Source organism: Nitrospira sp. (genome assembly GCA_030692565.1).
Lineage (GTDB): Bacteria > Nitrospirota > Nitrospiria > Nitrospirales > Nitrospiraceae > Nitrospira_D.
This window is the reverse complement of sequence record JAUYAO010000014.1, coordinates 62,620-75,585: the sequence shown is the minus strand read 5'-3', so window position 1 is coordinate 75,585 and position 12,966 is coordinate 62,620. Positions and strand designations below refer to the sequence as shown.

Here is a 12,966-nt window from a genome sequence, read left to right as displayed (position 1 = left end):
TGGCTGCCAGAAAGAGATAGGTTTCTGCGCCCTGCCAATAGTTGGCCGTGGTATTAAAGGTCAAGCGGGTGCCCGCAGAGTTGAGATAAAACCAGCCCCGCTGCCCCTGCACGGCGGAAAAATCCGTTGATGCTCGGTAGGCGATACCAGCCGCCGAAGAGGGAGTGGTTGCTAATGATGCAGTAGCTATGGGCGTAGTGGCAGGGGACAAGGTACTCGAGGTAAGACTGGATGCTGCTGTCAGAAGAGGTGCGTTTGTGGGTGTTGCTGGCTGATTTCCGGTCATTATTCCTGTAATCTCGGCGGGGCTTAGGGCCTGACTGAGGATCTCCACATCGTCGAGTACGCCATTGAAGTGGTGACCGGAGTCTCCCCGCCTCCCTAAAATCAGTGGTGCCTGGTTGGTGGTCCGAATTCGATTGATCGGCAGCTGTCCGGCCGGGATGCCGTCTACATATAGCCGTAAACTCGAATTGTCGTACGTCATGGCGAGATGGTGCCATTGGCCGAGACTGATCGACGGTCCCTCGAGATAAAACATGTTCTCGGATCCATCGCCGATGTTGAGGCAGGCGAGAAGCTTTCCTGTGGTGCTGAGGGCCAACGCGTAGTATCCATCTATCCAATCATGGAGCCCTACGTTTGCCAGCGTGGAGTTCCAATAGCTGTTTGCAAATGTTGAGGGCTTCACCCACAGAGCAACGGTTAGTTTCTGTGGAGAAAGCATTCCGAGATTGGGAATTTGTACATAGTCGTCGGCTCCGTCAAAGCTCAGTCCACCACCTGTCTTTCCGGTGATCCATCTGGGACCATTTATCAGCGTGCCACGGAGTCCATTCCCCGATATATCGGCTGTCGTCGATCCAGTTCCTTCTTCGAAGGTCCAGCGGCCGGCTGTGGTGGCATGAGCAGCTGATGTGGGGGTGAAGGAGGGGTTCGAATTGAGATACAGCACGGCCGGGCCGCTGAACGGCGGGGTGAAGGCTTGCGGGCCTCCGGGGGCGCCGACGCTGCCCGTGGCGGCGACCGCACCGGTTGTCGGGTTGAACCATTCGTAGGTGTAGGTGCCTGACGTGAGATCGACGGAGAAGCTCCCGGATCCCGGTTGGTAGGCCAAATACTCGCGGCCCTGATTTGCCAGGCAGTAGCCGGTCGTCGAGAGCGCGCTTCGAGGCGCCATGGAGGCCAGGTCCATTCGTGTGGCGTAGGAACGCGTGTGACCCATGGCAGATCGTCCCGCTACGAATCCTGCAGAGCTGAGCAAGTCCTCCATCAAGATCGGGTTATGTCCACGCAGGAAGCTTTTCCACACCCACATGGTTGTCGCCGACGGATTGTGTTGAAAGAGCGCGTAGCCGAGATGCTCCGTGTCGAGGATGCTGATTTTGGTTCCGTCGGTGGCCGGAGGGCTGCTGATGAATGGATCGCTGGGGTTCTCGAGCGATCCCGCTGCGAAGGACAGCCAATCTGCCGGACTATTGAGGAGGGCGGTGTTGCCGGTGCCTTGGGCCCCGGTCATTCCGACCGCATGTTGGGAGGCCTTCCCTGCCTCGTAGGTTCTAATCAGTGTCGCCACGTATGATTGCCACGCTGGGTCACCGGGCGTATCGGCATTGGAGATTTCGAATATGACGTTATTCAGGTCGTTGACCGTGTCGACGACCTTTCTGACGTAGGCGTCTTGCAGCTGTGTGACGGCGGCAAGCTGCAGGGTATGCGTTTCTTCGCCGTTGCCGTTTCCGTTCGGATCTCCGTTGATACCGTTGACGTTGTTACTCGGATTGTAGGGGTGGTAGCGCCACACGTTCCGGCCGGGAGTGAGCGCATTTGCATTCCAGACATCACGGAAATTAAACAACATGATGCTGACGTAGATCCCTCGGTCGCGGGCCGCAATGACCCGTGCGCGTAATCGATCGAAGTACGCTTGATCGAATTGCGCCAGGTTGAATTTGGGGGATCCGTCTGCGGCGGTGCCCGGCCCCGTTCGTGCGTAGGGCAGGGGGGTGGCTTTCTGGTACCAGGGGGCGGCTCCCGTGAATCCCGGGGCCGGCATGAGGGCGACGTCGGCCTGGGGAGACTCGGCAGTCCAGAGGCGGATGAAGTTATGGTTGTTGGCTCGTAGCTGGTCGAGGTAAGCGGAATAGTTGAATGCCGTCGCATTTCCGTCTTGAAGACTGTGCCAGATGTGCGATCCGGTCAAGTAGACGGGGCGTCCCGTCGCGTCGGCGAAGTATCGCGGGTTTGTCGGATGGATGCGCAGAGGACCGGACGTCGGGCCGGTTTGAGCGTGCAGGGTCGTCGCGAAACATGTTGCGAAGAGGACGGCACCCAGCACACGAAGAATATTTCCAGGCATTCGTTACACCATGATCCAGAGTGAGTTGTTACAACGACGATGTCGATTAAATGGGCAGTCCGCGATGTGGAGTCAGCAGGTCCAGTGATCAGAGGGCAGGTGATCCACTTTTCAAAGCCGACAAACAACCGATAGAGAACCCTTGGTGGGGAAGCCTAAGCAATGACCGTGCCGTCGTCTCTGTGGAGGAATGTTCTTCGAAAAACCCTTTAAATGCCTGCAAAACGGTTCGTGACAAGGAGGTGCGCCTCGCGGCGGCACGGAGAGCCGATTGGCCGGCTGTAGGATTGTACGCGGTGGCCTTCACCGGCGAATGCGGAGGTGAAAATCATGGAGATCCTTTGCGACAGGCCTAGGATTGCAGTCAGTCTGGGTATTTGATCGAAGACTGGGGAGAGCAGCGTTGGCCATCTGTAAGCGCTGAGGCATGATCTCAGGAGCTGGGGCGAAACCGATTGTCAGCGCATGGGGCACTGGCGCGGATGAGCAAAAGGCTATTCAGCGGCAAGGTGCTCGGGTATGATTCGAATGATTCTCCGTTGTGAAGAAATCGGACGGAGAAAGGCCAACTATGCAAATACATCACACTGAACCACACGGCCATGGTGACGGAAGCATCTGCTTGTCTCGCGGGAATTCCTGGAGACTGTGGGGCGCGTTCCTTGTCGGCACGATCCTGGTTGCCGCCATCGGTACCTGGCTGGTGTGGTTTTCTTTCGTGATTCAACGTCAGCACAATGAGGCGGATATCCGGGCGGCTTGTCAGCGGGTTATGCCGGAAACGGTCGAGCGGTGCGTCGATACGGTGGTCATTCAGCGGGGAGGGATGAGACGGTGAGAGCTAGTGTGAGGTTGGTTGCCGGCAAGTTTTTTGTGATATGGGCTCCACTGGTTCTGATGTTTAGTGGAGTCGATACGGTGTCGGCCCAGGTTGAGCCTGCTCCATCTAGCCTTAAGGTCGATGTGAGCCTGGGAGCGTGGATTAGTACTGGAGACACGCGCTGGAGCCATAATGCCTCATCGGTTTCTCCTCTTGGCAATCCAACGTCTAAGCTGACCTATACCGACCACACTGCAAACATTACGGAAGTAACCGTTAAAGTGAGTAGCCGATCCCGCTGGTTTGGACGTCTGAATTTCGGATATGCAGACATCGGCGGAGGGCGCCTCACAGACGATGATTTTCTCGCTCAGGACGGAGGAAACCCATCTTTGAGGACGCACAGCGATATTAGGAATTCGAGTATGTTTTACATCAATGTGGAGGGCGGTGGGAGAATCCTCAGCTATCCCAACGGACGCGGGGCCCTTGACGCCATAGTCGGGTTTCAATATTGGCATGAAGAGCATAAGGCTTATGGTGTGAGACAAGTGTCCTGTTCGGGTGCGGGCTCTACAGTAGATCTTGGGGGCGGCGCTTTCTTATGCCCTGTCGGGTCAGTGGGTGCGTCCACACTGGCAATAACCAATGTGACCTCCTGGTATTCGTTGCGAACTGGAATAGAGACAGAGTATCGTCTGACGCGTTGGCTAGGTATTCATGGAGCAGCCATCTTGAAACCGCTGAGCATCTTCGAGAATCAGGACACGCACCATCTCCGTCTCAACGTGTTTCAGAATCCGAGTTTTACAATGTATGGGATCGGTGTGGGTGCTGATGCAGACGCGGGGTTGAAGTTCTATGTATTGAAGAATCTTACCGTGGATCTTGGTTATCGGGTCTGGTGGAACAGGATGGTGGATGGCACTTGGAAAAATCATCCAGTCGGCGGAGGCTCGCAGACCTACCCTCTTACGCAATTCCAATCTCTTCGCCACGGCGCGACCTTCGGGCTCACTGCGACTTTCTAGTTAATCGGGAATCATTCGAACTCAGCGCCGCGGGCGTCCGGACGGCAGCGTGTCCTCTTCATATTGCAGGAACAGCCGTTTGGCTTCCGGGTGGAGTTGTCCCGGCTGGCCGTAGGGAATCCCGGCGGTGCGGAAGAGCGGGGTGAGCTTGCCGTTGGGGTGGAGAAAGCCCGCCCGCAGCGGCACGGTCCGTTTGCTATGGCGGACCAGGCGGCAGGGCGAGGGCCGGATAGATGTGAGCCAGTCGGCGATGTCCTGCGGATTGCCGATCGAGGCGGAGAGCAACAGCAGCTTCGCTTGCGAGGGACAGAAGATGATGGTCTCTTCCCACACGACACCCCGTTCCGGATCTGCCAGATATTGCGATTCGTCTAAGATCACCAGCCCGAGCGTATCCAACCGCACATCGATTTCGCCGCTGGCTGCGTCGTAGAGCAGATTGCGGAGAATTTCCGTGGTCATGATGAGGATGGGCGCCTGACTGTTGTCCTGCCGGTCCCCTGTCAGAATGCCGACGCGGTCGCTGCCGAAGATCTTGGAGAATTCGGTGAACTTCGTATTCGAGAGCGCTTTCAGCGGGGATGTGTAGATGACTGTCCGGTTCTCGTCCATCGCGCGGCGCGCGGCTTCCACAGCCACATAGGTTTTTCCGCTCCCGGTCGGCACGCTCACGACCACATCTGTTTCTGCCAGTCCTGCCAGCGCGTCTTCCTGCCAGGGATCCGGGACAAATGGTTGCGGACTCGGCACGCCGAGCCCTTCCAGCCAGGCTGCCAGTGAAACCCCCGGATCGGTGGATTCCGGTTCATGCGCGCGATGCGGCCTTCTGCTTGGAGGAGGAGCGGTGTGTCGCGGCGCCGCCGGTCGGGCCGGCGCCGGGGCGACTTGTGCGTGTGTTTGCCGTTCGCCGATGAGAGCTTGTAAGTCGGATTCGAGGCCAGCGAGGTTTTGTGACGAGTGTTGCAGCAGCAGTTCGATAAGACGGCGTTTGCCTGCCCGAAAGTGCCGGTGTACGCGTCCGCGCGATAGTTTATGGAGGACGGCGATCGGTTGTTGGACTAAGAGCTGTGTCAGTTCGTCAGTGGTCATTGGGGCCTCGTGATGAGTGACGGGTGATCAGTGATCAGGTGAAGCTGTCTATTCACATGGCTCTTGACGCTCGTCACGCGTCACCCAACACTGTTCATGGTAGTTCTTCCAGCACGCCGCGGCGTATCAGTGCGATGGCCTGGGACGCTGAGTCTGCCAGCCCGGGATGGGTAGAACGCAGGGTGTGCAACTGCGAGAGGAATTCGAGTGTTCGGGCAAGCAGGCGATAGATGTCACCCTCCGCCATGGTGGTCGAGCGGCAGAGGCCGATCCAGGTCAGACTCGGGTCAGACACCCAGCGCTCGGCGACTGCGGCGATGTCCGCGCGCAGCAACGGGGGATCTTCATAGGGCGAGAGGCTTTCCGCCAGTTTGCGGACCTGCCCAAGCAGCGAGCTGAGTCCGGTGCTGACCCGCGGGAAGGCTCCGGGCCGGTCGTCGTCGTGGGCGATGCTGGCCATCACGCCGGTGAGCACGGCCGGGTCCGCGCCGGCAAAGGCCTCGGCCCGGATCAATTCAGTGATGAGCAGAGAATGATCGATGCGGATGAGCCGCGCCCATTCGCCGTCGTCCGTCAAATGCGAGGTGGGGCTCAGGTAGCCGAATTTCTGCAGCACTTCGATCCGCTCTTGGAACCGGTGCCACAAACTGGTGCGCAGCGCCTGGATCGATTTGATGTGGCGCTGTTGTTCCTGCCGCAGGCGGGAGGCCAGAAGGTAGTCTTTTTGGCATGCCGGGCGCGAGGAACAAGTCGGGCAGGGGAAGTCGCCCAGGGTTTGCACGATCGCGTCGGGAATCAGCTCCGATTCTTTCGAGACCAGAATCGGCAGCAGCGGCAGCCTGGTCGGCAATTCCGTCAACTGGTAGAGCAATTCATCGAACGATTCGGGGGTGCACCAGGGATAGCCTTGCTGCTCCGTGCATTCGAAGAGGCGATCGAACACATCGGTGACGATGCCGGCAGGGGATTCGGTGACGGCTCCACCGGCCCGCAACACGGTGACCATCGGGCTTTTTTGTCCCTTGCTCCGGTATTGGCGCAAGACGATGCCCCGTCCTTTATTGAGCCCGACCACACGGCCTGTCGTCATGAAGTGAAATCGCGCTGTGACTTCGGGAGTTTCGTGGCGGGCGATCTGGTGTCGATGGGGTTTTTGCCGCCGGGCTTGATCGAACGTGTGCCACTGGGTAATCCAGTCCGTGCAGACACGCGGGCCGAAGGGCTCCATTTGCGTGTGCAGGACGTCCAGTTTTCCTTCGAGCACATTCGCACGCTGGTTGAGCTGGAACTGGGCAAAGCTCTTGGCCAGAATCGCCTGAATCTGCTCGTGGGGATGGGCTTTCAAGAGATTGAGGACCATCGGATAACTGATGGTGAATTGGCTGTCGATGGCTTCCGGATTTCCGGTGAACCCCTTGGTCAGCACTTCCAGATCGATATAGGGAGACGGGGTCACGACGGCGAATCCGACGTAATCTTTGCCGCGGCGGCCGGCCCGTCCGGCAATCTGCTGCACTTCCCCGATGGTCAGATCCATGAAGTCCCGGGCCTTCCGGATGCTGGATTGCGTGATCACGACGGTGCGCGCCGGAAAGTCGACACCGGCGGCCAATGTCGTGGTCGCAAAGACCGCGTCGAGGCAGCCCTGCCGCATCAATTCTTCGATCGCGATCTTCCAGGACGGGAGGTGGCCGGCGTGATGGGCCGCCACGCCGATCCGCTGGACGGTCGGAATCAAGGGGTGTTCCGCGATGCTGGGATATTGGGTGATGACCCGCTCAAGCGCGGCAGCGATGGCTTGCTGGCGCACCGGCGGGAGCACCGTGTGGGCGTGGTCGAACGCCTCCATGGCTTCGTCGCAGGCACGGCGTGAGGTGAGAAAGACAATCGCCGGCGTCAGCGATTTCTCGCGAAGCGCGGCGATGAGATCAACCGGATGAATCGAGGGAGGCATTGAGCTTCATTCCCTTTGAGATGACGACCAGGCCTGATTCCGTGACGGTGAATCGCCGGGCGTCGGCCTCCCGATCGTACCCGATTTCCGTATGGGGCGGGATAATCACGTCTTTGTCGATAATCGCCCGGCGGATGCGGCTGTGTTCACCGATCACGACATTCTCCATCACGATCGATTCGCGCACCTCGGCGTGGTCCAGCACCCGCACATTCGGGGAGAGCACGGAGTTCTGGACGCGCCCGCCGGAGACGATACAGCCTCCGCAGACCACGGAGTCCAGAGCGACACCCATGCGGCCGCCCTGATAATCTTGCGCGAAGACAAACTTCGCCGGTGGAAACTGGCCTTGATAGGTGCGGATCGGCCAGTTGGGATCGTAGAGATTGAACAGCGGGTCGACGGCGACCAGATCCATATTGGCTTCCCAGTAGGCGTCGAGGGTCCCGATATCCCGCCAGTATTTCACGGCCTTCTTGTTCTCGTCCTGAAACTTGAAGGCATAGACCCGGCCTTCCTGGATCATGCGCGGGATGATGTTCTTGCCGAAGTCGTGGGCCGTGCCTTCCTGGGAATCGGCGATCAAATGCTTTTTGAGCGCCTCGGTCTTGAAGAGGTAGATGCCCATGGAGGCAAAGGCGTGTGTCGGATCTCCGGGGATCGGTGTAGGGTGCTTCGGCTTTTCATCGAAACGATTGATGCGCAGATCAGCATCCACGCTGATGACGCCGAAGCGTGTGGCGTCCTCAACGGGAATATCGAGGGCGCCCACGACGACGTCGGCCCCTTTGGCCAGCAGCCAGTGGAACATGTCGGCATAGTTCATCTTGTAAATGTGGTCGCCGGCCAGAATCAGAAGATAGTCGGCCTGCTCGGTGTCGAGGAGGAACATGTTTTGGTACACGGCATCGGCAGTGCCCCGGTACCATTCCTCGCTGATGCGCTGCTGGGGAGGAACCGACGCGATGTATTCGCCGAGCTCCGAGTTCAAAATATTCCATCCGCTCCGGATGTGCTTATCGAGCGAGTGCGATTTGTATTGAATCAGCACGGCGATCCGGCGCAGGCCGGAGTTGAGGCAGTTGCTCAGCGCAAAGTCGATGATACGGTACTTCCCGCCGAAGGGGACCGCCGGCTTGGCGCGTTGTTCAGTGAGCGGAGAGAGCCGCTCGCCTTTGCCTCCGGCCAGGATCATCGTGAAGATATTGTTCATCGCGGCGAATTGTAACAGGACGGTACTGAAATGGAAAGAAAGGGGAATGATTGACTTCGGGAACTGCAGAGACAATACTAGCCCCGATACGCGGTGGGTCTGAGGACTAAAGGAGCTCCTATGAAACGTGATTTGATTGTTGCCGCGCTTCCCCGCAAGAACGGCAAGGCCGTGAGCAAACAGGTCGTGGAGACCGAAAGCGTGTCCTGGCGGGTGGAGCGGTTGGAAGCCCAGCTGCAAAAGCTCACCGAATTGGTCCGCGACCATGCCGAAGATGTGGACCGGTTGGTGCGGATCGTCGCGGAAGACCGGAATGTCATCCGGCAGCAGCTCTTGCGGAAGCATCACGAAAAAGTGCGCGTCCGGAAGCATCTCCGTGACGGGAGTGCCAAGGTCGGACTGGATAGTTGAGCGTGCGGTGCGTTCCTCGCCCCTGTGTCCCTCGGCGCTGTTCCCCGACATAGGATTCCGGAGCCGTGACTGACCTGAGCATCGACATTCGAGCCCTGGTCAAACGTCACGGGGCGACGCTTGCCGTCGATCATGTGTCCCTGCAGATCAGCCGCGGGGAATTCTTTTCACTCCTCGGCCCCAGCGGGGCCGGGAAGACGTCACTCCTCAGAATGCTGGCCGGCTTTGAAACGCCCGATGCCGGTGACATTCTCATCGACGGCCGATCGATGGCGGGGGTTCCGCCGAATCGCCGGCCGGTGAATCTTGTCTTTCAATCCTACGCACTCTTTCCTCATATGTCGGTTGCAGAGAATGTGGCCTTCGGCCTCGAGATGAAGCGCGTGCCGCACGGCGAGATCGTCGAGCGGGTTGGAGCCACGCTGGAACTGGTCCGGTTGAGCGAGAAGCGGGACCGTCTGCCGGGTCAGCTCTCAGGGGGCGAACAGCAACGGGTGGCGCTCGCTCGGGCACTCGTCAATCGGCCTGCGGTCGTTCTGCTGGATGAGCCCCTGGCCGCGCTGGATCAGCAGCTCCGACAGCAAATGCAAACCGAGCTCAAAACCATCCAGGCGCATGTGGGGCTGACCTTTGTGTGTGTCACGCATCACCAGGAGGAGGCGTTGGCGTTGTCCGACCGGCTGGCGGTCATGCAGCAGGGACGGGTGATGCAAGTCGGGCGGCCGGAGGACCTCTATGAGCGTCCCGAGAATCTGTTCGTGGCGCGATTCGTGGGAGTGAGCAATGAGGTGTCCGGTACGTTGTCCGATGTTCAAGCCGGGGAAGGGACCCTCATGCCGAGTGACATCCCCCCGCCGCGGGGGATTCGCGTGTCGGTTCCTACAGGCCTCAAGCCGGGCATACAGGTCGTGCTGACGGTCAGGCCTGAGCGCATTCGCATCACGCCGGGCCATGTTGCGGCTGCCGGGGCGAATTGTTTGTATGGCGTGGTCGAAACGATGCGCTACATCGGCAGTGAATGGCAGGGGGTCGTGCGGATCGGACCGTCAGTGCGCTGGACCATTCAGGCCTCGAATGCCGGGTCAGGGAGTCGCCCGGTTGCGGTCGGGGCGCCTGTCTCGCTGCAGTGGAATTCAGCTGATGGAGTGGTGATCCCTCTGACATGAATTCATGGTCATCGTCCGCAGAGTCTGCTGCCGGTCTTTCTTCCCGCTTTCGAGGTCGGCGACTGCTCGGTCCCGGTCTACTGTGGACCACCGTCTTCTGTCTGCTCCCGATGGTCGTCGTTCTGGCGGTGAGTTTTGCCACGCGCGGCACCTACGGGGGTGTTGTGTGGGAGTTCAGTCTGGAGAACTATCGCGACCTGCTGCATCCCCTCTATGGGCGGATCTTCGGACAGTCGCTGTTCCTCGCCGGGGTGACCACAGGGCTGTGCCTCGTGCTGGGTTTCCCTCTGGCGTACTACATCGCCCGGCTGCCGCCGCGGCGACAAGCCTTGTGGCTGGTGCTCATCATGATTCCCTTTTGGACCAATTTCCTGGTGCGGACGTATGCCTGGATCTTTATTCTGCGGACCGAAGGGCTGCTGAATACCGTGCTCATGCAATGGCATCTGATCTCGATGCCGCTCGACCTGCTCTATTCCAATCAGGCGGTCCTTCTCGGCCTGGTCTATGGGTATCTGCCGTTTATGGTCTTGCCGCTCTACGCGGCCATTGAACGGATTGACCCGGCCTTGATCGAAGCGGCCCGGGATCTCTATGCGGACCGGTGGGCGCTGTTTCGTCGGGTGCTGATTCCGCTGGCGAAGCCCGGAATCATTGCCGGCTGTGTGCTGGTGTTTATCCCCTCGCTGGGCGCGTACTTGACGCCGGATCTGCTCGGGGGGGGGCGCAGCATGATGGTGGGAAATCTGATTCAGCATGAGTATCTGGTCGCGCGGGACTGGCCGCTGGGCTCGGCGTTGTCCATCGTGCTCATGCTCATTGTGATGGGCAACCTCCTGTGGTACTTCAACGCACAATCGCCGCAGGCCGGCCGGCGAGGCGAGCAATGAGCGGACAAGGGCTCTGGCTGCGGGGCATCAGCGGACTCGGCATGGCGTTCCTCTATCTGCCGATCATCGTGCTGGTGGTGTTCTCTTTTAATGCGTCACGTTTGTCGGCGGTGTGGCAGGGGTTCTCGTGGCACTGGTACGGGGTGCTGTGGCATGACGAAGCCCTATTGGCCGCTGCGGTGAATTCGCTCTGGGTTGCGGCGTTGTCTACAAGTCTTGTGGTGCTCCTTGGCGTGCCGGCCGCGATGGGATTGGAGCGTTTGAGGGGGCGTGGCAGGCAGGCGTTGGACACGATCTTTTTGCTGCCACTCGTGCTTCCTGAAGTGATGATGGGTGTGGCGCTGTTGCTATTCTTCGTGATGATTCAATGGCCGCTGAGTCTGGCTACGGTCGTCATGGGGCATGCCGCATTCAATCTGCCGGTGGTCATTGTGATGGTGCGGGCCAGGCTGCAGAAGCTCGATCCGCGATTGGAAGAGGCGGCGAGCGATCTCGGCGCGTCGGCAGGGCAGACGTTTTGCCGGGTGACCTGGCCGCTGGTGCGTCCAGCTGTGCTGGGGGCTACGCTCCTGGCGTTTACGATTTCGCTCGACGACTTCATTGTGACGTTCTTCGTCGCCGGCCCCGGCGCCACCACCTTACCGCTCAAGGTGTATTCCATGATCAAGTCCGGTCTTTCTCCGGAGATCAATGCCCTGTCTTCTGTGCTGGTCCTGGCCTCCATGGGACTGGTCGGCCTGTCCCTTGTGTTTCAACGGCGGTAACAGGGCCTATGTCCATCTCACAAGACCTCGTCAAAGTTCTGGGGGTTGCCGCGATCGCCGTCGCCGTTCTTTTATGGAACGGGTGCGACCGGGGGCGAGAGACCAATCAGCAGGGCGGCACCGGTGCGATGGCGACGCTGCACTATTTCACCTGGTCGGACTATGTCAGCCCTGAGTTGATTCATGAGTTTGAGCAGGCGTATCGCGCGCGTGTTGTCGTCGATACGTTCAGCAGCAACGAAGAGTTGCTGGCCAAGCTCCAGGGTGGGGCCTCAGGATACGATGTGACCGTTCCCTCGGATTTCATGGTGTCGATCATGGCTGCGCAAGGAATGCTGGCCGAGCTGGATTTACCCGCCTTGCCGAATCTGAAGGCGCTTGAGCCGCATCTCCAGCATCCGGTCTTCGACCCGACGCATCGCTATGCCGTGCCGTATCTCTGGGGTACGGTGGGAATCGGTTACGATTCGGCCGTGGTGACACCCCCGCCGGACAGTTGGGACATTCTGTGGGATAGCCGCTATCGCGGCAGAATCAGTATGTTGAACGATCAGCGGGAGGTCTTCGGGGCCGTCCTGCGCTCGATGGGACAATCGATGAATACCACCGATTCCGGCATGATCGAAGCGGCCAAGCAAAAACTGATCGCCCAGAAACCGCTGGTGAAAACCTATGCGAGTGAACACTACGATCAGCTCTTAGCATCCGGCGACGTGGTACTGGCGCAAGGATGGGGCGGGCCGGTCGCGCGGGCGATGCGCGATCGATCGTCGATTCGCTATGTGGTCCCCAAGGAAGGGGGGACTATTTGGGCCGATTGCCTCGTGGTTCTTCGTACGTCACCGAACAAGGCGTTGGCCATGCAGTTCATCAATTTTCTGATCGATGCGCGCGTGGCGGCACGGACAGCGGAACGATTACTCTTTGCCGCATCGAACCGTGAGGCCCGGTCCTGGATCAAAAAGGATATTCTTGAAAATCCAGCCGTGTATCCTCCGGCTGAGCTGATTCCGCGGATGGAATGGATGGGGGATGTGGGGAAGGCGATGCGCACGTATGATCGGGCTTGGACAGAGCTCAAAATGCAATAGCCGGATATCGGGATCGCTTTGCAAGTGCTGAAGAAATCAGTATAATGTGGTTGTCTTTCTTCTGAATTCATCCTCTCGCTGCAACTCACCGGACATGTGTGGGGACGTGGGCAGATACGAATCGATGCAATTGAATAAGCTCGGGTTGATGGGGGTGCCGCTAGGCAGAATCCTCCTC

11 protein-coding genes are annotated in these 12,966 nt (G+C 59.2%); 7 read left to right on the top strand and 4 right to left on the bottom strand.

Annotated elements, in window-relative coordinates; genetic code table 11:
* Positions 1–2,359, bottom strand: a 2,359-nt coding sequence (locus tag Q8N04_03690; protein ID MDP3089753.1) for a LamG-like jellyroll fold domain-containing protein, incomplete at its 3' end; no start/stop codon positions are given.
* Between the two features lie 571 nt (positions 2,360–2,930).
* On the opposite strand from Q8N04_03690, the gene Q8N04_03685 reads away from it, so the two are divergent.
* Entirely contained in the window at positions 2,931–3,197 is a 267-nt protein-coding gene (locus Q8N04_03685) for a hypothetical protein (GenBank protein MDP3089752.1), read from the top strand.
* Between the two features lie 8 nt (positions 3,198–3,205).
* On the top strand, positions 3,206–4,210 hold the full coding sequence (locus Q8N04_03680) for a hypothetical protein (protein ID MDP3089751.1): 1,005 nt from the start codon (positions 3,206–3,208) through the stop codon (positions 4,208–4,210).
* Positions 4,211–4,231: 21 nt separating this feature from the next.
* On the opposite strand, the gene Q8N04_03675 is transcribed toward Q8N04_03680, so the two are convergent.
* The 3 genes from Q8N04_03675 to glgC all read right to left on the bottom strand — a co-directional run bounded on the left by Q8N04_03675 (position 4,232) and on the right by glgC (position 8,466).
* Positions 4,232–5,299 (bottom strand): DEAD/DEAH box helicase, encoded by a 1,068-nt coding sequence (locus Q8N04_03675; protein MDP3089750.1) that lies wholly within the window; start codon positions 5,297–5,299, stop codon positions 4,232–4,234.
* 94 nt (positions 5,300–5,393) lie between these two features.
* Positions 5,394–7,253 carry a helicase-related protein gene (locus Q8N04_03670; GenBank protein MDP3089749.1) on the bottom strand — a complete coding sequence of 620 codons (1,860 nt, stop codon included), beginning with the start codon at positions 7,251–7,253 and terminating at the stop codon, positions 5,394–5,396.
* The gene (gene glgC / locus Q8N04_03665; GenBank protein ID MDP3089748.1) at positions 7,228–8,466 is read right to left on the bottom strand and encodes a glucose-1-phosphate adenylyltransferase; all 1,239 of its coding nucleotides are present in this window, start codon (positions 8,464–8,466) and stop codon (positions 7,228–7,230) included. The genes Q8N04_03670 and glgC overlap by 26 nt, the downstream gene beginning before the upstream one ends.
* 120 nt (positions 8,467–8,586) lie before the next feature.
* Between glgC and Q8N04_03660 the strand changes: the two genes are divergently transcribed.
* The 5 genes from Q8N04_03660 to Q8N04_03640 all read left to right on the top strand — a co-directional run bounded on the left by Q8N04_03660 (position 8,587) and on the right by Q8N04_03640 (position 12,788).
* Positions 8,587–8,877, top strand: coding sequence for a hypothetical protein (locus Q8N04_03660; protein MDP3089747.1), 291 nt, complete (start codon positions 8,587–8,589; stop codon positions 8,875–8,877).
* A gap of 65 nt (positions 8,878–8,942) precedes the next feature.
* Positions 8,943–10,043, top strand: coding sequence for an ABC transporter ATP-binding protein (locus Q8N04_03655; protein MDP3089746.1), 1,101 nt, complete (start codon positions 8,943–8,945; stop codon positions 10,041–10,043).
* Positions 10,040–10,933, top strand: a complete 894-nt coding sequence (locus tag Q8N04_03650) for an ABC transporter permease (GenBank protein ID MDP3089745.1) — start codon at positions 10,040–10,042, stop codon at positions 10,931–10,933. The genes Q8N04_03655 and Q8N04_03650 overlap by 4 nt, the downstream gene beginning before the upstream one ends.
* A complete protein-coding gene (locus Q8N04_03645) occupies positions 10,930–11,697 on the top strand; it encodes an ABC transporter permease (protein ID MDP3089744.1) in 768 nt (255 codons plus the stop codon). The genes Q8N04_03650 and Q8N04_03645 overlap by 4 nt, the downstream gene beginning before the upstream one ends.
* Positions 11,698–11,705: 8 nt before the next feature.
* Positions 11,706–12,788, top strand: a complete 1,083-nt coding sequence (locus Q8N04_03640) for a spermidine/putrescine ABC transporter substrate-binding protein (GenBank protein MDP3089743.1) — start codon at positions 11,706–11,708, stop codon at positions 12,786–12,788.
* The last annotated feature ends 178 nt before the right edge of the window (positions 12,789–12,966 follow it).

Coding starts and splice junctions, on each gene's coding strand:
- Q8N04_03640 (MDP3089743.1), top strand. CDS start 11,706: ATGTCCATCTCACAAGACCTCGTCAAAGTTCTGGGGGTTGCCGCGATC.
- Q8N04_03675 (MDP3089750.1), bottom strand. CDS start 5,299: ATGACCACTGACGAACTGACACAGCTCTTAGTCCAACAACCGATCGCC.
- Q8N04_03645 (MDP3089744.1), top strand. CDS start 10,930: ATGAGCGGACAAGGGCTCTGGCTGCGGGGCATCAGCGGACTCGGCATG.
- glgC (MDP3089748.1), bottom strand. CDS start 8,466: ATGAACAATATCTTCACGATGATCCTGGCCGGAGGCAAAGGCGAGCGG.
- Q8N04_03685 (MDP3089752.1), top strand. CDS start 2,931: ATGCAAATACATCACACTGAACCACACGGCCATGGTGACGGAAGCATC.
- Q8N04_03660 (MDP3089747.1), top strand. CDS start 8,587: ATGAAACGTGATTTGATTGTTGCCGCGCTTCCCCGCAAGAACGGCAAG.
- Q8N04_03670 (MDP3089749.1), bottom strand. CDS start 7,253: ATGCCTCCCTCGATTCATCCGGTTGATCTCATCGCCGCGCTTCGCGAG.
- Q8N04_03650 (MDP3089745.1), top strand. CDS start 10,040: ATGAATTCATGGTCATCGTCCGCAGAGTCTGCTGCCGGTCTTTCTTCC.